The 17,653-nt window shown below is 70.9% G+C and carries 20 protein-coding genes and 1 tRNA gene; 8 read left to right on the forward strand and 13 right to left on the reverse strand.

The features are described from left to right. Nucleotides 1-53: 53 nt before the first annotated feature. The 3 genes from sigJ to ACZ7M3_RS12510 all read left to right on the forward strand — a co-directional run bounded on the left by sigJ (nucleotide 54) and on the right by ACZ7M3_RS12510 (nucleotide 2,492). A complete protein-coding gene (sigJ, locus tag ACZ7M3_RS12500) occupies nucleotides 54-944 on the forward strand; it encodes an RNA polymerase sigma factor SigJ (protein WP_472062856.1) in 891 nt (296 codons plus the stop codon). Nucleotides 945-1,383: 439 nt separating this feature from the next. Then, nucleotides 1,384-2,304: an NADP-dependent oxidoreductase gene (locus ACZ7M3_RS12505; RefSeq protein ID WP_472062858.1), complete on the forward strand. Its 921-nt coding sequence runs from the start codon at nucleotides 1,384-1,386 to the stop codon at nucleotides 2,302-2,304. 29 nt (nucleotides 2,305-2,333) lie between these two features. After that, a complete protein-coding gene (locus ACZ7M3_RS12510) occupies nucleotides 2,334-2,492 on the forward strand; it encodes a hypothetical protein (protein WP_472062860.1) in 159 nt (52 codons plus the stop codon). Nucleotides 2,493-2,770: 278 nt separating this feature from the next. Here ACZ7M3_RS12510 and ACZ7M3_RS12515 read toward each other — a convergent pair. Continuing rightward, a tRNA-Pro gene (locus ACZ7M3_RS12515) sits at nucleotides 2,771-2,844 on the reverse strand. Between the two features lie 185 nt (nucleotides 2,845-3,029). On the opposite strand from ACZ7M3_RS12515, the gene ACZ7M3_RS12520 reads away from it, so the two are divergent. Both ACZ7M3_RS12520 and ACZ7M3_RS12525 read left to right on the forward strand, forming a co-directional pair. Beyond that, complete coding sequence (locus tag ACZ7M3_RS12520) at nucleotides 3,030-3,734, forward strand: transketolase (protein ID WP_472062862.1); 705 nt, start codon at nucleotides 3,030-3,032, stop codon at nucleotides 3,732-3,734. 122 nt (nucleotides 3,735-3,856) lie between these two features. After that, nucleotides 3,857-4,774, forward strand: coding sequence for a transketolase family protein (locus ACZ7M3_RS12525; protein WP_472062864.1), 918 nt, complete (start codon nucleotides 3,857-3,859; stop codon nucleotides 4,772-4,774). 45 nt (nucleotides 4,775-4,819) lie between these two features. Here the strand turns inward: ACZ7M3_RS12525 and ACZ7M3_RS12530 are convergent, their stop codons facing one another. Further along, nucleotides 4,820-5,179: an MmcQ/YjbR family DNA-binding protein gene (locus ACZ7M3_RS12530; protein WP_121414198.1), complete on the reverse strand. Its 360-nt coding sequence runs from the start codon at nucleotides 5,177-5,179 to the stop codon at nucleotides 4,820-4,822. A 249-nt stretch (nucleotides 5,180-5,428) separates the two neighbouring features. On the opposite strand from ACZ7M3_RS12530, the gene ACZ7M3_RS12535 reads away from it, so the two are divergent. Genes ACZ7M3_RS12535 through ACZ7M3_RS12545 form a run of 3 tightly spaced genes read left to right on the forward strand, consistent with a single transcriptional unit; the run spans nucleotide 5,429 to nucleotide 6,881 of the window. After that, on the forward strand, nucleotides 5,429-5,608 hold the full coding sequence (locus tag ACZ7M3_RS12535) for a hypothetical protein (protein ID WP_351298753.1): 180 nt from the start codon (nucleotides 5,429-5,431) through the stop codon (nucleotides 5,606-5,608). Next, nucleotides 5,605-6,213 (forward strand): RNA polymerase sigma factor, encoded by a 609-nt coding sequence (locus tag ACZ7M3_RS12540; RefSeq protein WP_472062866.1) that lies wholly within the window; start codon nucleotides 5,605-5,607, stop codon nucleotides 6,211-6,213. The genes ACZ7M3_RS12535 and ACZ7M3_RS12540 overlap by 4 nt, the downstream gene beginning before the upstream one ends. Further along, on the forward strand, nucleotides 6,210-6,881 hold the full coding sequence (locus ACZ7M3_RS12545) for a hypothetical protein (RefSeq protein ID WP_351298759.1): 672 nt from the start codon (nucleotides 6,210-6,212) through the stop codon (nucleotides 6,879-6,881). Before ACZ7M3_RS12540 ends, ACZ7M3_RS12545 begins: the two co-directional genes overlap by 4 nt. 22 nt (nucleotides 6,882-6,903) lie before the next feature. Here ACZ7M3_RS12545 and ACZ7M3_RS12550 read toward each other — a convergent pair whose 3' ends face one another. The 11 genes from ACZ7M3_RS12550 to ACZ7M3_RS12600 form a co-directional block, all read right to left on the reverse strand. Next, nucleotides 6,904-7,440 carry a GNAT family N-acetyltransferase gene (locus ACZ7M3_RS12550; RefSeq protein ID WP_472062868.1) on the reverse strand — a complete coding sequence of 179 codons (537 nt, stop codon included), beginning with the start codon at nucleotides 7,438-7,440 and terminating at the stop codon, nucleotides 6,904-6,906. Further along, on the reverse strand, nucleotides 7,437-8,012 hold the full coding sequence (locus tag ACZ7M3_RS12555) for a helix-turn-helix domain-containing protein (RefSeq protein WP_388518540.1): 576 nt from the start codon (nucleotides 8,010-8,012) through the stop codon (nucleotides 7,437-7,439). Before ACZ7M3_RS12555 ends, ACZ7M3_RS12550 begins: the two co-directional genes overlap by 4 nt. Before the next feature lie 106 nt (nucleotides 8,013-8,118). Further along, nucleotides 8,119-9,024, reverse strand: a complete 906-nt coding sequence (locus tag ACZ7M3_RS12560; protein WP_067361203.1) for a LysR family transcriptional regulator — start codon at nucleotides 9,022-9,024, stop codon at nucleotides 8,119-8,121. Nucleotides 9,025-9,055: 31 nt separating this feature from the next. Beyond that, entirely contained in the window at nucleotides 9,056-10,249 is a 1,194-nt protein-coding gene (locus tag ACZ7M3_RS12565) for a glycine C-acetyltransferase (RefSeq protein WP_097223906.1), read from the reverse strand. A 49-nt stretch (nucleotides 10,250-10,298) separates the two neighbouring features. Further along, nucleotides 10,299-11,327 carry an L-threonine 3-dehydrogenase gene (gene tdh, locus ACZ7M3_RS12570; RefSeq protein WP_095851319.1) on the reverse strand — a complete coding sequence of 343 codons (1,029 nt, stop codon included), beginning with the start codon at nucleotides 11,325-11,327 and terminating at the stop codon, nucleotides 10,299-10,301. Nucleotides 11,328-11,492: 165 nt separating this feature from the next. Beyond that, complete coding sequence (locus ACZ7M3_RS12575) at nucleotides 11,493-12,083, reverse strand: GAF domain-containing protein (RefSeq protein WP_472062870.1); 591 nt, start codon at nucleotides 12,081-12,083, stop codon at nucleotides 11,493-11,495. Nucleotides 12,084-12,190: 107 nt separating this feature from the next. After that, nucleotides 12,191-12,778, reverse strand: coding sequence for a GTP-binding protein (locus ACZ7M3_RS12580; RefSeq protein WP_452972346.1), 588 nt, complete (start codon nucleotides 12,776-12,778; stop codon nucleotides 12,191-12,193). After that, the gene (locus tag ACZ7M3_RS12585; protein ID WP_054232708.1) at nucleotides 12,756-13,127 is read right to left on the reverse strand and encodes a DUF742 domain-containing protein; all 372 of its coding nucleotides are present in this window, start codon (nucleotides 13,125-13,127) and stop codon (nucleotides 12,756-12,758) included. Before ACZ7M3_RS12585 ends, ACZ7M3_RS12580 begins: the two co-directional genes overlap by 23 nt. Nucleotides 13,128-13,129: 2 nt before the next feature. Next, the gene (locus ACZ7M3_RS12590; RefSeq protein ID WP_095851322.1) at nucleotides 13,130-13,570 is read right to left on the reverse strand and encodes a roadblock/LC7 domain-containing protein; all 441 of its coding nucleotides are present in this window, start codon (nucleotides 13,568-13,570) and stop codon (nucleotides 13,130-13,132) included. Between the two features lie 92 nt (nucleotides 13,571-13,662). Further along, nucleotides 13,663-15,675: a sensor histidine kinase gene (locus tag ACZ7M3_RS12595; protein WP_472062872.1), complete on the reverse strand. Its 2,013-nt coding sequence runs from the start codon at nucleotides 15,673-15,675 to the stop codon at nucleotides 13,663-13,665. 356 nt (nucleotides 15,676-16,031) lie between these two features. After that, a complete protein-coding gene (locus ACZ7M3_RS12600) occupies nucleotides 16,032-17,264 on the reverse strand; it encodes an MBL fold metallo-hydrolase (RefSeq protein WP_472062874.1) in 1,233 nt (410 codons plus the stop codon). Nucleotides 17,265-17,653 lie beyond the last annotated feature (389 nt).

Below are 17,653 nucleotides of genomic sequence, written 5' to 3' on the forward strand. Positions count from 1 at the left end.
CCACGGTGACAGATGACTAATGTGGATTCGAAAGCGAAGGAGGTCACGTCTGCATGGGTGAGCCGCGCACGCCCAGGTCAGTTGGGTCTGGAGACCTGCTCGAAGCCGAGTGGGGGAAACACCGGCCCGCGGTCTTCGGCGTGGCGTACCGGCTGCTGGGGAGTGTGGCCGATGCCGAGGACGTGGCCCAGGACGTGTGGCTGCGGGCGGCCGAAGCGGATCTGCGGGACGTCAGCGATCTACGAGCCTGGCTGGTCACGGTGGCGGCACGGCGGTCGTACGACATCCTCAAGTCCGCCCGCATGCGCAGGGAGACTTACGTGGGGCCCTGGCTGCCGGAGCCGTTGCTGACGGGCCCGGACGCGTCGGAAGCGGTACTCGTCGACGAGTCCGTCGGATCGGCGATGCTCCTGATCATGGAGGAGCTGAGCCCGCCGGAGCGCGTGGCCTTCGTCCTCCACGATGTCTTCGGTCTTGAGTTCGGCCGGATCGCCGACGTGCTGAGCACTTCCGCGCCGGCCGCCCGGCAGCACGCGTCACGGGCACGGCGACGGGTGACCAAGGCGAGGCAGGCCGCGCCGCAAGCGCCCAAGGCAGAGAGGGAACGTGTCCTCGCGGCCTTCCGCGCTGCCTACGAAGCCGGGGATCTGGCCGGTCTGGTCAGGCTTCTTCACCCGGACGCCGTCTACGTCACCGATGGCGGCGGCAAGGTCGCTGCGGCCCGCAAGCTCATCCGCGGTGGGGTGCGTGTCGCCGAGGTGATGGTGCGGGTGGGCCGCCAATGGCGTCCGGACCGTATCGACGTCGTCGAGGTCGGCGGCGAGCTCGCCCTCCTCTTCCACCGCGAGGGCCGCGTGTACTCCGTCGACACCCTGCAGATCACGGACGGTGTGATCACCGCCTACCGCAGGGTCATCAACCCGGAGAAACTTTCGCGTCTCTGAGCTGTCACACCTCGGGGGGCCACCTCGTCTCCCTGATGAGAACGCAGAGCCAGAACGACCGAGGAGACCTTCAGTGACCCGCCACGAGTCCTGCCGAAACAACACCGGAGCCATAGCGCCTCCGCTGCCCGGCGGCTTCCCCCGGAACCACCGACCGTGACTCCGGGATGACCGGTAATCGACAGACAACACGTCGTGGCCCGGAGAGGATCCAGGGCCGTGAATTCGGTATGTGGCCCCCAATATCCCTTCATGGGCACCGGAAGCGATGCACTCAACATGTGCGCCGAAAATCCATTACGTCACGGCCGTGCGCTTCCTACTGGCTCTCTTCTCATGAAATCCGAAGCGCCGGATCGGCAACGCGTCGCTCCCAGTCGCCCGTCACGCAAATGACCCGGGTGCCCGGATCCGGGAATCCCCACAGGAAGGACCTGTCATGCAAGCCATCACCGTCCAGGACCGCGAGGCGGGTATCGCCGGCCTCACCCTGACAGATATGCCCTATCCCCACGCCGCTGAGAACGACGTCATCGTGCGGGTGCATGCCGCCGGGTTCACCCCCGGAGAACTGGAGTGGCCGGGCACGTGGGCCGACCGTGCCGGCCGCGACCGCGCTCCGAGCGTGCCCGGCCACGAGTTGTCGGGAGTCGTCGTCGAGCTGGGGTACGGCACCACCGGCCTGACCGTCGGCCAGCGCGTATTCGGACTGACCGACTGGACCCGCAACGGCTCCCTGGCCGAATACACCGCAGTGGAAGCCCGCAACCTCGCTCCGCTCCCGGCCGATGTCGACCACACCGTGGCCGCCGCACTGCCGATCTCCGGGCTCACCGCCTGGCAGGGCCTGTTCGACCACGCCCACCTCACCACCGGCCAGACCGTCCTGATCCACGGTGCCGCAGGCGGCGTCGGTTCGATCGCGGTGCAGCTCGCCCGCGAGGTGGGAGCCCGGGTCGTCGGTACCGGCAGGGCTACGGGCCGGGACACCGCCCTCGCGCTCGGTGTGGACACCTTTCTGGACCTGCAGGCCGACAAGCTCGAGGACGCCGGCGCGTTCGACGTGGTCTTCGATGTGATCGGCGGTGAGATCCTCAACCGTTCCACCGCCCTCGTGCGCGCCGGCGGCACGCTCGTCACCATCGCTCAGCCGCCCACCGTCCAGCCCGAGGACGGGCGGTCCGTCTTCTTCGTCGTCGAACCCGACCGCAACAGGCTGGCGGACCTCGCCCAGCGGCTGCGGGACGGGCGGCTCAAGCCCATCGTCGGTGCCGTGCGCCCGTTGGCCGAGGCGCCTGACGCGTTCGCGCCGGAGCGGCGTACCGCCGGCAAGACCATCATCCGCGTCGCGGAAGACTGAGCGGGCAGGCGCGCGTGATGGAAATACGCATGGCTGGTGTCATTCTGGCCGGCAGTCCATTGGCCGGGGTTGCCGGATACGGCCCTGCCACACATGACACGGGGGCCGTCGCCCACACCAACGCCGCCAAGGCAGCCGTCGACCAGGCCAACCGCTTCCTCTACACCGGCCTTCACAACGGCTCTTGACCCCGCTCCAGGGCGGCGCGGCCCCGGCCGGGCCGCCCTACATGCGCATACCCAGCGCCTCCGACGGCCGACGCCACGCGCCGCGCAGCTCTCACCGACAGGGGGCACGCGGGCCTTGCGATGGCTCGCCCCTGATCAGATGGCGAGTCCTGCATCGCACGGGCCTTCACCCCCGCAAGGGCGCATCAAGGACGCCGGTCCCCAACTGGTCCCCAAGAACGATCAAGGGCCGGTTTCGGATGCCTCCGAAACCGGCCCTGACCTGTGACTGTCTCCAGTCGGGACGACAGGATTTGAACCTGCGACCCCTTGACCCCCAGTCAAGTGCGCTACCAAGCTGCGCCACGTCCCGCTGCCCGTCTGACCTGGGGTTTCCCCTGGCCGAACGCGCACGGAAACAATACCGCACTCGGGGCGATGGTCGCGCATCCGTTTATTCGGGGCCGACTGGGGCGCGGGGCCACGGGGCCGCGCGCGGGGGAGGACTTCGAGGCGACACTTGACCTAAAGTTTGATTGAGGTTGCACGATCGTCGGCATGACGATCATCGAGGCAGAACGCCGACACCAGTACCAGGACCTGCCCCGCCTGATGGGGCTGATGACCGGCGACGAGAAGCACGGCCCCGCGGCGACGTCCACGCTGGACGCGCTGTGGGTGCTCTACGACCGGGTGCTGCGGATGGGGCCCGAGCGAATGGGCGATCCGGAGCGGGACCGGTTCCTGCTCTCCAAGGGGCACGGGCCCATGGCCTACTACGCGGTGCTCGCGGCCAAGGGCTTCGTGCCCGTGGAGTGGCTGCCGGACTTCGGCGCGTACGACTCACCGCTCGGACACCACCCGGACCGGGTGCTGGTACCCGGCGCCGAGATCGGCAGCGGGTCGCTGGGGCACGGGCTGCCGATCGCTGTCGGCACCGCGCTGGGCCTGCGCGCACAGGGGCTGGGTGAGCCCCGTGTGTGGGTGCTGGTCGGCGACGCGGAGCTGGACGAAGGCAGCAACCACGAGGCGATCGCGTACGCCGGGCCGGCCGGTCTCGACCGGCTGCACACCGTGGTGATCGACAACTCCTCCGCCAGCCATGCCCGGCCCGGCGGTATCGCCGCCCGGTTCGAGGCCGCGGGCTGGTCCGCCCTGACCGTCGACGGCCGTGACCACGAGGCGCTGTACGCCGCCTTCACCGCGCCCCACCCGGGTCGCCCGCACGTGGTGGTCGCCCGGGTCGAGCCCAAGTCCGCCTGAGACACCCGAGACGTCTGAGGCATCCGAGACGTGCAAGGCATCTGCGACATGCAAGGCATCTGCGGCTCCGGACGCTCCCCTCTCCTCATCCCGTGCCCCCTCCCCCGAAAGAACCCCATTCCATGGACACCATGCGTGATCGTTTCGCCCCCGTCATGACGCGGCTGCTCGACGAGGACCCTCGGGTCGCGGTCGTCCTCGCCGAGATCGGCAAGGACGGTTTCACGGAAGCCCGGCGCAGGCATCCCGATCGGGTGATCAACGTCGGGATCCGCGAACAGCTCCTGGTCGGGGCGGGCGCGGGCCTGGCGCTGACCGGTCTGCGGCCCGTCGTGCACACCTTCGCCAGCTTCCTCGTCGAGCGGCCGTTCGAGCAGGTCAAGCTGGACCTCGGACACCAGGACGTGGGCGCGGTGCTGGTGAGCGCGGCCGCGTCCTTCGACTGGCCCGCCGGAGGCTTCACTCACATGGCACCCGGCGACGTGGCCCTGCTCGACACACTGGACGGCTGGACCGTGCACGTTCCCGGCCATCCGGACGAGGCCGAGCAGCTGCTGCGGCAGGCGGTCGCCGCCGGGGACGACAAGGTGTACGTGCGGTTGTCCGTGCAGTCCAACGCGCAGGGCCTGCCGGTCGACGGGGCCCGTTTCCGTACCGTCCGGGAAGGGCGCGCAGGGGTCGTCGTCGCCGTCGGGCCGATGCTCGACGCCGTACTCGCCGCCACGGAGGGACTCGACGTCACCGTCCTGTACGCGGCCACCGTGCGGCCCTTCGACGGGCAGGCCCTGCGCCGCGCCACGGAGGCGGCGGGCACCGACGTCGTCCTCGTCGAGCCGTACCTGGCCGGTACGTCCACGGCCGCCGCGGGCGACGCGCTCGCCGACGTACCCCACCGTGTCCTCGGCCTCGGCGTCCGCCGGCGTGAGCTGCGCCGGTACGGGACCGCGGACGAGCACCTGACCGCGCACGGCCTCGACGCGGCATCCCTGCGGGAGCGGATCGGCGGCTTCCTGAGCACCTCGGGCCGACCGCGCCCCTGAGTCCGCCCCCGCGTGGACCCGCGGAGACCCGCGCGGACATGCGTGTCAGTCGGCCCTCGGAAGTCCCAGCTCCGGGTAGGCGTCGAGCAGCCGGGGCGGAGCCGCCTGGCGCCAGGAGTCGGCCAGGATGTCACGGAGTTCGTCGCCGTCCTCCAGGGCGGCGAGCCGGACCCTGACCCAGGCGAATCCCGCCTCGTGGTCGGCGATCCAGAACTTGCCGGGCTCCGCCAGGACGAGTTCGTCGCGCTCCTCCTTCGGGCAGCGAACCGCGATGGACGTCTCCTCCTCGGGCAGCGTGGCGAACATCTTCCCGGCGACCCGGAAGGTGGGCATGCTCCAGGCGATCTTCTCCGCGGTGTCCGGCAGGGAGAGGGCGGTACGGCGTACGTCGTCGGCATCCGGCATGAGAGGCACGGTAGCCAAAGGCACTGACATCGACAGGGGGCGGCGGGTTCGGTCGCTCCCGGCTCCCCGTCCGAGACGGTCGACGATTGAACCAGCTGCAATCGGATCGATACTGAACGTAATATTTTTCGAGCACCGGCTGCACGTTCGGGTCGCCCCGGACGCTTCATGGGTGGAGGCGGATGGTGTCTCTGGTGCCGGGGTGGGGACACGGCACCTTCGATCAGCACAGGTACAGGGGAGGACCCCGTGCAGCAGAGCGCTGCCGCGTGGTTGTTCGAGATCGCGCTTGGCATGAGGGTGTTCGGTCCGGACGTCGTCCGTGGCTGCCGTCGGCTCCTGACGGCCGGTGTACGGATCGGCATCACCGGACTGACCGGCACCCACGCCCCGTCCCGCTCCGCAGAGTCGACCCGGGACGTCCCGTGAACGGCGACGGCGGGCCGGAGGAGACCGGCGGAGCCGTCGGCGCGCCACGCGTCGTACCGATCGACCAGTGGCACCCCACCGTGCGGATGGCGTACTGGGGTTTCCACCATCAACGCCGCCAGGACTACATGCGCTACGCCTATCTCCAGCTCGGCTCCGACGCCGACGCGGAGGAGGCCGTGGACCTGACCTTCGACCAGGTCATGGACCGCTGGCCGCGGATGCTGCGGATGGAGAACCTGGAGGGCTACGCCTGGACGATCCTCAAGCGCCGCATCATCGACATGCACCGCAAGCGCCGGCGTCGCCCGGAGCTGATGGAGATCGCGGCCTTCGAGGCGGCGCTCGCCGACCCGGCCGAGGATCCGTACGACACGCTCACCGACGCCATCGCCCTGTACGTCGCGGTCGGTTCCCTGAGCGAGCGGCAGCGGGACGCGATCCTCCTCTACTACGGCATAGGTTTCACGGCCGCCGAAGCCGCCGTACTCATGGGCAACGAGGAGGCCACCGTCCGCTCCCAGCTCCGTACCGGCCGGCGGCGCCTCGCCACCCTGCTCAAACTCCGCTGCCCGGAGCACTCCGACGGGAAGAACCCCCGATGAGCACCCTGCCGTCCGACCGCCGCACCATCGACGACCTGTTGGCCAAAGCGCGTACGCAGGATCGTTACGCCGACTACGACCTCGCGGCCTCCGAAGCCCGTCTGCGCAGCCGTCAGGCGGCCCGGCACCGCCCGCGCAACCCCGATGCCGCGCTCGTGCGAGCCGTGTGGACCACCCCCGAGGACGACCGCACTCCGGACGCGGACCGCGCCTGGTGGGACCTGAACGCCGTGAGCCTGCTGGTGCTGTTCGGCCCGGACGCCGACCGTCATCTGAGCGAGTTCATCGACAGCCAGTACGCGGACAAGACCGGCGCCCTGGTCTTCGCGTGTCTGCTGCACGTGGCGGGCGACAGCAGCGGGGCGCGCTTCTGGTGGCGTTTCGCGGCCGGGGTCGGCCACCAGGTCGCCGAGTACTGCCTGTTCCTCGAACACGCCCACAGCGGTGAGTACCACGACGCCGACCACTGGCGCACCCAACTGGTGCGCGAGCACTTCGAACCCACCTACATGTGCGGCGAACGCGTCACCGCCCCGTTGGTGAATCCGGCGTTCATCGACCACGTCCACCCGCACATCGCCCGCCCGCACCACCCGGAGATCGGCATCGTCCCGCTCCCCAGGCCGCCTCTCGTGAAGGAGCTGCGCCACCTGACCTCCCCGCTGTAGCCGCGGCGGGAGCGGCGGCTCTTCACGCGCCGGGGACCGTCGCTCCCACCCGCTTGTAGAAGATCGTCGTCGGGCGCAGCTCACCCGACGGCGTCGCCGCGTAGTCGGGTATGGCCCCGAGCCGGGTCCAGCCCGCGGAGCGGTAGAGGGACTCGGCGGGGCTGTCGGTCTCGGTGTCCAGGTGCAGGAGGGTGATTCCGGCGGTGGCGGCCGCGTGCTCGGCAGTGGCCAAAAGGCCCCGGCCGAGGCCCTGTCCGCGGCCGTCGCGGTGCACCATCAGCTTCACCAGCTCGGCGCGGTGGCGGCTGTTGGGTTTGTCGGGGAAGACGAGGCTGACGGTGCCCAGGATCCGGTCCGCGGTGTGCGCCACCCACACGGCGAGGCGTCCGGCCGACACCGCGTCCACGCGCTCCTCCCACCAGGCGCCGGCCGTCGCCCGCTCCAACGGGGCGAGGAATCCGATCGAGGCCCCGCCCTCCACGGTGTCGATCAGCAGCTCGGCCAACTCGCCCACCGAGGCACGAAGGCGCCGGGCGTCCAGCCGGGAGACAGCGGTCACGGCAGCACCACCACCAGCGCGTACCGTACGTCCTCGGGGCCGGGACACCGGAAGCGGGTGGGCCCCCACACCCGCAGCCGCAGACAGTCCCCGGCGTCGAGCCGGTGTTCGACGTCCTGCGCGGTCACCTCCAGCGTTCCGTCGAGGACCCAGATGTGCTGCTCCAGGCCGGGCACGGGAGGCCGGTCGTAGGCGATGTCGGCGCCGGCCCTGAGCCGCCCCTCGACCAGTTCGCCGCGCAGCCCGGCGTGCGGCGCGGACACCGATCGTCGTACGAATCCGGAGGCTTCGTCGGCCCAGACCGTCTGGTCGGCCGCCCGCACCACCGCAACGGGCTCCGCCTCGACCTCGCTGAGCAGCTGAGACATGGTGCGTCCGTACACGGCGCACAGCCGGTTCAGGAGCGAGGCCGTGGCGCTGATCTCGGCCCGCTCGGCACGGGACAGTGTGGAGCGGCTGACCCCGCTGCGCTCCGCCAACTCCCCCAGGGACCAGCCACGTTCGGAGCGCAGCTCGGCCAGTCGGGCCCCGAGCCGGACATCGACGCCGTCGAGCTCCCCATCATTTCCCATATCTGGGATGTTATCCCAGATATGAAAACAGCTATGAAAACAGCTATGAAAACAGCAGGGTGCTCCGCCGACCCCTCCGCTCCGACCACTCCTCCGATCTCTCCCCTCAGTCCACCGTCGCGGCTTCCGCCAGCGCATCCAGCACCGGGCGGATCAGCGGATGCCCCTCCGCGCCCCGGCGTACGGCCGCGAAGACCCGGCGCGTGGGCGCGACGCCGTCGACCGGTCGGACCAGCACGCCCGTGAGGTCCATGCCGCGCAGGGCGGAACGGGGCACCAGGGCGACACCCGCGTCGGCCGAGGCGAGGGCGACGACGGCCCGGAAGTCGTCGGAGGAGTGTTCGAGACGGGGTTGGAATCCGGCGTTCTCGCAGGCCAGGACGACCACGTCATGGCAGGGGTTGCCGGGATACGGGCCGATCCACGGGTCCTTGGCCAGTTCGGCGAGCGGGACCTCGGTGGCGTCGGCGAGCCGGTGACCGAGCGGGACGACCGCGTCGAAGGGCTCGGCGTACAGGGCTACGGGGGTCAGGCGCGGGTCGTCCGCGTCCGGGGCGCCCCGGTACTCGACGGCGACCGCGATGTCGACCAGCCGGTCGAGCACCATCGGCAGACTGGCGTCGCCCTCGGCGTCCTGGACGCGGACGTGGATGCCGGGTGCCGTGCGGGCGAGGCGGGCCAACGCGGGAGCCACCACCAGGCCGATGCCGGTCGCGAAGGAGGCGACGGTGACCGTGCCCGCCGAACCCGCACTGTATGCGGCCAACTCCGCCTCGGCGCGCTCCAGTTGGGCGAGCACCTCGTTGGTGTGGCTGAGCAGGATCTCGCCGGCCGGAGTCAGCCGTACGCCCTTGGCGCCGCGCTCGACGAGCCGGTGGCCGGTCTCCTGCTCCAGCGCGGTCAGCTGTTGGGAGACGGCCGAGGGGGTGAGATAGAGCGCGGCGGCCGCCGCCGTGACCGTGCGGTGGTCGGCCACCGCACGGAGGATGTGGAGCCGCCGCGCTTCGATCATGTGACCGATTCTCTCAGGTCACAGGCGTCTTTCAGCCCTCGAGCTCCGCGCGGGCGGACACGAACGCGTCGACCGCCCGGTTCACGTCCTGCGTCGAGTGCGCGGCCGAGAGCTGGACCCGGATCCGGGCCTGGCCCTGCGGGACGACCGGGTAGGAGAAGCCGATCACGTAGACGCCGCGCTCCAGGAGGAGCTCGGCCATACGTCCGGCGACGGACGCGTCACCGATCATGACGGGGGCGATCGCGTGGTCACCGGGGAGGATGTCGAAGCCCTCCGCGGTCATCCGGGAACGGAACAGCGCGGTGTTCTCGGCGAGGCGGATACGCAGGTCGTCGGCCGACTCCAGCAGGTCGAGCACCTTCAGGGAGGCCGCCGCGATCACCGGGGCGAGCGTGTTCGAGAAGAGGTACGGGCGGGAGCGCTGGCGCAGCAGCGCGACGATCTCGGCGCGAGCGGCGACATAGCCGCCGGAGGCGCCGCCGAGCGCCTTGCCGAGGGTGCCGGTGATGATGTCGACGCGGTCCATGACACCGTGCAGCTCGGGGGTGCCGCGGCCGCCGGGGCCGACGAAGCCGACGGCGTGCGAGTCGTCGACCATGACCATGGCGTCGTAGCGGTCGGCGAGGTCGCAGATCTCCTTCAGGGGTGCGACATAGCCGTCCATCGAGAAGACGCCGTCGGTGACGATCAGCCGGCGGCGCGCGTCGGACGCCTCCTTGAGCTGGGCCTCCAGGTCGGCCATGTCGCGGTTGGCGTACCGGAAGCGGCGCGCCTTGGAGAGGCGGATGCCGTCGATGATCGAGGCGTGGTTGAGGGCGTCGGAGATGACCGCGTCCTCGGCGCCGAGGAGGGTCTCGAAGACGCCGCCGTTGGCGTCGAAGCAGGAGGAGTAGAGGATCGTGTCCTCCTGGCCGAGGAACGCGGAAAGGCGCGCTTCCAGCTCCTTGTGCACCTCCTGCGTACCGCAGATGAAGCGGACGGACGCCATGCCGTAGCCCCAGCGGTCCAGGGCCGCGTGGGCGGCGGAGACGACCTCGGGGTGGTCGGCGAGGCCGAGGTAGTTGTTCGCGCAGAAGTTGAGGACCTCGCCGGGGCGGCCGCCCGCGGTGACGCTCACGGTCGCGGACTGCGGGGTGCCGATGACGCGCTCGGGCTTGTGCAGACCGGCGGCGCGGATCTCGTCGAGGGTGGTGCGGAGGTCGTCGCGCACGGAGTCGAACATGGAGGGGCTCCTAGGGGGTTACGCGGTTCGGAGTGGCTCTTGCGGACGCTCACGCGCTCCAGTCGAGGATGACCTTGCCGCCGCGGCCGCTCGCGGCGTCCGCGAAGGCCGCCTCGTAGTCGCGGTAGCCGTAGCGGCCGGTGATGACCGGCGCGAGGTCGAGGCCGCCTTCGAGGAGGACGGACATCGCGTACCAGGTCTCGAACATCTCACGGCCGTAGATGCCCTTGATCGTGATCATGGAGGTGACGATCCGGGACCAGTCGACCGGGAACTCCTCGGCGGGCAGGCCCAGCATCGCGATCCGGCCGCCGTGCGTCATGTTGGCGATCATGTCGCGCATCGCCTCGGGGCGGCCGGACATCTCCAGGCCGATGTCGAAGCCCTCGCGCAGGCCGAGGGCGCGCTGCCCGTCGGCGATGGTCGACTCCGCGACGTTCAGCGCGAGGCTGACGCCGATCTTGCGGGCGAGGTCGAGGCGCTCCTCGCTGACGTCGGTGATGACGACGTTGCGGGCACCCGCGTGCCGGGCCACGGCCGCGGCCATCAGACCGATCGGGCCCGCACCCGTGATGAGGACGTCCTCGCCGACCAGGGGGAAGGACAGTGCCGTGTGCACGGCGTTGCCGAACGGGTCGAAGATCGCGGCGACGTCGAGGTCGACCGGGACACGGTGCACCCACACGTTGGCGGCGGGCAGGGCCACGTACTCGGCGAACGCGCCGTCGCGGCCGACGCCCAGACCGACCGTGGCACGGCACAGGTGACGGCGCCCGGCCAGGCAGTTGCGGCACTTGCCGCACACGAGGTGGCCCTCGCCGCTCACGCGGTCGCCCGCCTTGATGTCGGCGACGTCGCGGCCGGTCTCGACGACCTCTCCGACGAACTCGTGGCCGAGGACGAGCGGCGTGCGGATGGCTTGCTGCGCCCAGCCGTCCCAGTTGCGGATGTGCAGGTCGGTGCCGCAGATCCCGGTCCTGAGGACCTTGATCAGTACGTCGCCGGGGCCGATCTCCGGTTCCGGGACGTCCGTCAGCCAGAGCCCGGGCTCCGCCTTCTCCTTGACCAGCGCCTTCAAGCTGCGGCTCCCGTGGTGAGGTCCCGGAGCAGGGCACGCCGAAGGGGCCCGTACCGGGGAGAGGGGTGATTTCCCGGAGAAATCTGCCGCACAGGGGCGCCGTCGGTCCATCGAGGATTTCTTAAGCGCGGCCGCAGCTTTCCTTCACGCCTCCGGCCGCGGGCGTCAGATCCCCCCGGAGTCCTCCCTGCGCTCGATCTGCTCGACCAGTTCCGCCGCCATCGACTTGATGGTCTCCAGGCCCGCCTTCCCCCACGGACGCGGTTCGAGGTCGACGACGCAGATCGTCCCGAGGGCGATGCCGGTGTGGTCGATGAGCGGGGCCCCCAGGTAGGAACGGACGCCGATCTCGTCGACGACCGGGTTGCCGGCGAAACGCGGGTAGTCGCAGACGTCCTCCAGGACCAGCGCCCTGCGGCGGACCACCACATGGGGGCAGAACCCGTAGTCGCGCGTCATGTAGCGCCCGACGACCTTCACGGTGCCGTCCGGGGCGGCCGGGAGCGGCCGGGTGACCGAGACGTTTCCGTCCGGGGTGTGCAGGCCCGCGAAGAACTGCCGGTTCTCGTCGATGAAGTTGACCATCGAGTACGGCACCGCGGCGACCTCGGCGAGCCGGTCCGCGAAGGCGTCGAAGGCGGGTTCCGTGTGCTCCCCCAGGCCCAGTCGGCGCAGTCGGCTGACCCGGGCGGGGGCGTCCTTGTCCTCCGGGGTCAGCAGCAGACGACCGGCCGGGCGCGGCGGGTCGTAAGTCATCTACGGGCTCCCTGGTGTGGGGCGGGCGTCATGGTGTGTGGGCTCCGTGGCGGGGGACGTGGGTCGGGTGCGGGCTCAGCGGTCGACGGCGTACGCCGGGTGCGGGCTCAGCGGCTGGGTGCGTGCGTCGGTGCGTGGGCGAGGAGGTGGCGGACCAGGGCGAGCAGGGTCTGCACACCCGAACTGGAGATCCGGGCGTCACAGCGCACGATGGGGATCTCGGGGTCCAGGTCGATGGCCGCGCGCACCTCCTCGGGGTCGTAGCGGTAGGCACCGTCGAACTCGTTGACGGCGACGATGAAGGCGAGACCGCGCTGCTCGAAGAAGTCGACGGCCGCGAAACAGTCCTCCAGGCGACGGGTGTCGGCGAGGATCACCGCACCGAGCGCGCCCTCGGACAGCTCGTCCCACATGAACCAGAACCGCTGCTGCCCGGGAGTGCCGAACAGATACAGGACGTGCTCCGGATCGAGGGTGATGCGGCCGAAGTCCATCGCCACGGTGGTCTCGACCTTGTTCTCGACGCCGTCGAGATTGTCGGTCGCGGCGCTGACCGTGGTGAGCAGCTCCTCCGTGCTGAGCGGCGCGATCTCGCTCACCGCGCCCACGAAGGTCGTCTTGCCGACCCCGAACCCTCCGGCCACCAGGATCTTCAGCGCGGTGGGGAAGGGATCAGAGCTGTCGTCGTAGTCCATCGAGCACTGCCTCCAGAAGAGACCGGTCAGTGGGGTTGTGGTGGAACTCGGGCGGCTTGGTGGTCAGTGCCCCGCAGTCGACGAGGTCGGAGAGCAGCACCTTGGTGACCGCCGCGGGCAGCTTCAGATGTGCGGCGATCTCCGCGACCGAGACGGGCGCCCGGCACAGTTCGAGTGCCTGGGTGTGCTCGGGGCCGAGGTAGCCCAGAGGTGTTGCCCCGGTGGCCATCACCTGCGACAGCAGGTCGAGGGCGGTGGTCGGCCGGGTCCGGCCGTTGCTGACCGTGTAGGGACGCACCAGCCGTCCGGCCGCGTCGTCGAGCCAGGGCCCGTCGCCGGCCGCGGCCACGCTCAAGGCCTCATCGCCGGCGGTTCCACGGCGGCCTGCCGGGGCGCGGTCATCAGATACGGACGGACGCTCTTGACCAGCATCGCCATCTCGTAGCCGAGCACCGCCGCGTCGGCCTCCCGGCCGGCGAGTACGGCGAGACAGGTGCCGGAGCCCGCGGTGGAGACGAACAGCAGGGTCGAGTCGAGTTCGACGACGACCTGGCGTACCTCACCGCCGTCGCCGAAGCGCACGCCCGCGCTGCGGCCGAGCGAGTAGAGGCCGGAAGCGAGCGCCGCCATGTGGTCGGCGCTGTCCGGGTCGAGTCCGTGGACCGACTTCACGAGTCCGTCGCAGGAGAGGAGTACCGCGCTGGTGGTGTGCGGTACGCGCTGTACGAGGCCGCTCATCAGCCAGTCGAGATCGGATACATGGGCGTGGGCGGTCGGCGCGTCGCTCGCCATGGTGGATCGACTCCTTGAAGTACGAAGGTCTGCCGGAGCGGAGGGTGTGGGGGTGTGGGAGGGCGTGCGGGTGGGGGTCGTCAGGGGGGTGGTCATCCGGCCGTTGTGCTCCCGTCGTGCCGGGCCGTGTGGTCGTGTCCGGGCGCGGGTGCGTTGTCGCGGGTCCCGTGCGGGGCGGGCGCGTGCGCCGTGTGGGCGTCGGCTATGCGGGGCGCGCCCGTGGACGTCTGGTCGACGCGGATCACATCGAGCGGCGGCAACGGGTCCAGGTGCCGCGGATCCGGGTGCGGCGGGTCCCCCTGCAGCAGGTCGGAGTGCGGCAGATCGGGGTGCGGCCGCTCCATGTGCGGTGCCCCGCCGTGCGGTGCCTCCGTGCGCCGTTCCTCGGCGTGCTGGGCCTCCGCGAGCCCGATCCCCCGCTGGAACGCCGCCATCAGGCCGGGGTCGTGGCCGACGACCTGCTCCGGATCCTGGCGGGGCACGGGCCCGTCGCGCAGTTGGGGTGCGATGTGCTCCTGGGCGCGTCGTTTGGGCAGTCGGGGCTTGCCCATGGTGCCGCGCACCGCGCCGTTGCGGGGGGTGGGCGGCATGGCCGCGTTCTCCGCGACCGCGGCCCGGTCGTCGGGGCGGATGCCGGGCAGGGCCTCGGCCGGATTGGGCCGTTCCGCTCGGGCGCCGCGCACGGGGAGCGGTGCCGGGCCGCTGCCGCCCGTGCCGAGCGCGGCGGGCGGCATCTGGTCCCGCTGCGCCTGCCGCGGCACGGAGGCCACCGTCGCGCCGGCGGACGATACGGGCGCGGTCGGCCCTGCCTGTGGTCCGGCGGGCGGACGCGGGCCGCGGGCCTTGGGCTGCTGAATCTGCTGGGACTGCGCTTGCGATACGTCGCCGGGGGCGCCCGGCGCCGCGCCCAACAGCGCCTGCGGTACGACGAGTACGGCCTGGACACCGCCGTAGATGTTGGTCTGGAGCCGTACGTGGATGCCGTGCCGCCGGGCGAGCTGGGACACCACGAACAGACCGATCCGGCCGTCCTGGAGAAGGCTGGCGACATTCACCTGATCGGGGTCGGTGAGCAGCGCGTTCATCTTGTTCTGTTCGCCCAGGGGCATGCCCAGGCCCCGGTCCTCGACCTCGACCGCGAGGCCGGAGGTGACGAGGCCCGCGCGCAGCAGGACTTGGGTGTGCGGGGCGGAGAACACCGTGGCGTTCTCGACGAGTTCGGCCAGCAGGTGGATGACGTCGGCGACGGCGTGCCCGCGCAGGGTGCCGTCGATCGGGGGCACCAGCTTGACCCGCGAGTACTGCTCGACCTCGGCGATCGCGGACCGCAGCACCTCGGTCATGGAGACGGGGTTGCTCCACTGACGGCGTGAGACGGCGCCGCCGAGCACGGCGAGGTTCTCGGCGTGCCGGCGGATGCGGGTGGCGAGGTGGTCGACGTGGAAGAGGCCCTTGAGCAGGTCCGGGTCCTCGATCTCGTTCTCCAGCTCGTCGAGGATCGAGATCTCGCGGTGCACGAGGGACTGAAGCCGCCGCGCGAGATTGACGAAGACCTCGACCTTCTGCTCGCTGCCCGCCTGGCTGGAGAGTTGGGCCGCCTGCACGACGGCGGTGACGGCGCCGTCGTGCGCGCGGGAGAGGTCGGCGGCGAGCAGCTCGAACTCGTCGGCGTCCGGCTTGGGCCGTTGGCGCGGCTTGGGCGTGGGAGGGCTCTCGCCCCGGCGCAGGCCCTCGACGACGGCGCGCAGGTCGGCCTCGGTACGGGCGCTGCCGCGGCGCAGGGTGCCGATGCGTTCCCGCACGGACGTGGCGGCCCGGTCGGCGCCCACGGCGGCGATCAGGATGCCCGCGAGGGCCACGCACCCGGCGCCGGCGAGCACCGCCCACAGGACGATGCCGGGGCGTGCGCCGGTGGAGCGGACGGTGAACAGCACGGCCGCACAGCCGCTGAGCGCCACCGCGATCGGCGGCAGGACCGCCAGGCGCAGCAGTTGGGGCCGTAGGCGGGCCTCGGGCTGCGGGTGGACCGTGCGGGCGACCGGCCGCCCGTGCCGCCCGCCCTCACGGCGGTCTGCGCGTGCGGCCGGTGCGCGGAGGTGAGACATCTGCGTCCTCGTACTGGTGCGTCGGGGGCCACGGGGGCTCCCGCGGGTCTGCGCGACTCGGGCGTGCGCCATCGCGATGCCGGTCGAGAGAGCCGAAAAAACGGCCCCGCGTCGCCCGACGGCAACTGACAGTAGTCGCCAACCCATCATGTGCGGTGGGCAGTTGACAAACTCCCCCGGAAGGCGTCCCGCTCTGGTATGAGGCCTCGCACGGCAGACCGATATCCCTTTCGGACGCACGTTCCCTTGCGTCATCGATCCGATCAGGGCCGGTCAGAACCGGTCGCGAACAAACGGCGAGGGTCGGGGAGCGGCTCGCTCCCCGACCCTCGCCGTCGATCGGACATTCAGGAAATTCAGCTCGCGGGCACCGTCTCCGGCTCTCCGGTGCCTTCGGAAGCTCCACCCACGACATCACCCGGAGTGTTGGAAACGGAGGCATCCGCTCCGGACTTCTCGACGGCGGGCCAGCCACCCCTCGGCGGCACGGCCACACCGCGCCACCAGGGCTCGGCCGGGACGGTCTCGGCGGTGGGCTCGAAGGGCTGGCCGGGGCGGGGCAGCGCGACACGGGCACCCACCGCGTGTGCGGCTGCCATCGTGCCCTCGCCCGGCTCCACCCACGGGTGGGTCGCCAGGTTGAACGTGGCCCAGTGGATGGGCAGCATCACGCCGGTGGGCTGCCCGCCCTGGAGGTCCAGGTGGGTGCGCATGCCCTCCTCGGGCGTCATGTGGATATCGGGCCAGAACTCGCTGTACGCCCCGATCTGGATCATCGTGATGTCGAAGGGGCCGTGCTCGGCGCCGATGTCCTTGAAGCCCTCGAAGTAGCCGGTGTCCCCGCTGTGGTAGATCCGGTGCTCGTCACCCGTCACCACCCAGGAGGCCCAGAGCGTGTGCTGGGTGTTGCGCAGGCCGCGGCCGCAGAAGTGCCGGGCGGGTGTCGCGGTCAGGGAGATGCCGCCGACCTTGGTGCTCTCGTTCCAGTCCAGCTCGCGCACGCGGTCGGGCGAGACGCCCCAGTGCTCCAGGTGGGCGCCGACGCCGAGCGGCACCGCGAAGACCGTGTCCGTGTCGGCCAGGGCCTTGATGGTGGGCAGGTCGAGGTGGTCGTAGTGGTCGTGCGAGATGACGACGACGTCGACCGGGCCGAGCGCGGCCAGCGGCAGGGGCACCGGGTGCAGCCGCTTGGGCCCGACGAAGTTGAAGGGGGAACAGCGCTCGCCCCATACGGGGTCGAACAACACCCGGTGCCCGTCTATCTCGGCGAGCACACTGGAGTGCCCCATCCAGGTGATCCGCAACCGGCTCGCCGCGGGCTTGGCGAGGTCGGCGAGCGTCGTGGGGTACACCGGCACCGTGCCCGCCGGGGCGCGGTGGGCGCGCTCCTCCTTGCGGAAGAAGACCTTCGCGAACTCGAGCATGGATCCGTCGGGGCGGGTCCGGGCACTCACCGGGTTCTGGAAGACACCGTCCGCGAAATTCGGCGATCTGCGGATGCGCTCCATGCGCTCACCGCCGGGGTCCGCGCCGAAGGCGGCGGGCTGCAACGCGCGGAGCCCGGAGCTCAACGTACGGAAACCGGTCACGGTACCTCCAAGTGGAGTCGGTCAGGCCTCCCATTATGGTCGGCCCCTCTGACAGCGCCGGGTCGACGGTGTCACAGCGCGATGTCCCCGGTACACACCGCGAGGTCCGGGCCCTGGTACGTCACGCCTGGGGGTGACACACCTGGGGCCCGAGATCACATCAGGTGGCCCCCATGAACCGCACTTCCCTAACCCCGCGGCGCACGCCCTTCTTCCGCGGGTGCTCCTGGCACTCCGGCGAGTCGACGGACACCGGGGACCCCGGAGGGCTGCGGGCGGGACGGGCGGTGCGCCTCAGACCCGCTACTGATGATCCGTTCAGTAAATTGACAGACTTCGGAGTCGCTCCCGATACTGAATGGCGATTCAGTAAAGATACCGGTGGGTCT

Source organism: Streptomyces sp. NPDC111656 (assembly GCF_055656965.1).

What these genes read in the sequence shown, in the direction of transcription:
- ACZ7M3_RS12505 (WP_472062858.1), top strand. Translation starts at nt 1,384, where the DNA reads ATGCAAGCCATCACCGTCCAGGACCGCGAGGCGGGTATCGCCGGCCTC.
- ACZ7M3_RS12510 (WP_472062860.1), top strand. Translation starts at nt 2,334, where the DNA reads ATGGCTGGTGTCATTCTGGCCGGCAGTCCATTGGCCGGGGTTGCCGGA.
- ACZ7M3_RS12520 (WP_472062862.1), top strand. Translation starts at nt 3,030, where the DNA reads ATGACGATCATCGAGGCAGAACGCCGACACCAGTACCAGGACCTGCCC.
- ACZ7M3_RS12580 (WP_452972346.1), bottom strand. Translation starts at nt 12,778, where the DNA reads ATGGACTACGACGACAGCTCTGATCCCTTCCCCACCGCGCTGAAGATC.
- ACZ7M3_RS12555 (WP_388518540.1), bottom strand. Translation starts at nt 8,012, where the DNA reads ATGGGAAATGATGGGGAGCTCGACGGCGTCGATGTCCGGCTCGGGGCC.
- ACZ7M3_RS12525 (WP_472062864.1), top strand. Translation starts at nt 3,857, where the DNA reads ATGGACACCATGCGTGATCGTTTCGCCCCCGTCATGACGCGGCTGCTC.
- ACZ7M3_RS12575 (WP_472062870.1), bottom strand. Translation starts at nt 12,083, where the DNA reads ATGACTTACGACCCGCCGCGCCCGGCCGGTCGTCTGCTGCTGACCCCG.
- ACZ7M3_RS12565 (WP_097223906.1), bottom strand. Translation starts at nt 10,249, where the DNA reads ATGTTCGACTCCGTGCGCGACGACCTCCGCACCACCCTCGACGAGATC.
- ACZ7M3_RS12530 (WP_121414198.1), bottom strand. Translation starts at nt 5,179, where the DNA reads ATGCCGGATGCCGACGACGTACGCCGTACCGCCCTCTCCCTGCCGGAC.
- sigJ (WP_472062856.1), top strand. Translation starts at nt 54, where the DNA reads ATGGGTGAGCCGCGCACGCCCAGGTCAGTTGGGTCTGGAGACCTGCTC.
- ACZ7M3_RS12560 (WP_067361203.1), bottom strand. Translation starts at nt 9,024, where the DNA reads ATGATCGAAGCGCGGCGGCTCCACATCCTCCGTGCGGTGGCCGACCAC.
- ACZ7M3_RS12595 (WP_472062872.1), bottom strand. Translation starts at nt 15,675, where the DNA reads ATGTCTCACCTCCGCGCACCGGCCGCACGCGCAGACCGCCGTGAGGGC.
- ACZ7M3_RS12545 (WP_351298759.1), top strand. Translation starts at nt 6,210, where the DNA reads ATGAGCACCCTGCCGTCCGACCGCCGCACCATCGACGACCTGTTGGCC.
- ACZ7M3_RS12590 (WP_095851322.1), bottom strand. Translation starts at nt 13,570, where the DNA reads ATGGCGAGCGACGCGCCGACCGCCCACGCCCATGTATCCGATCTCGAC.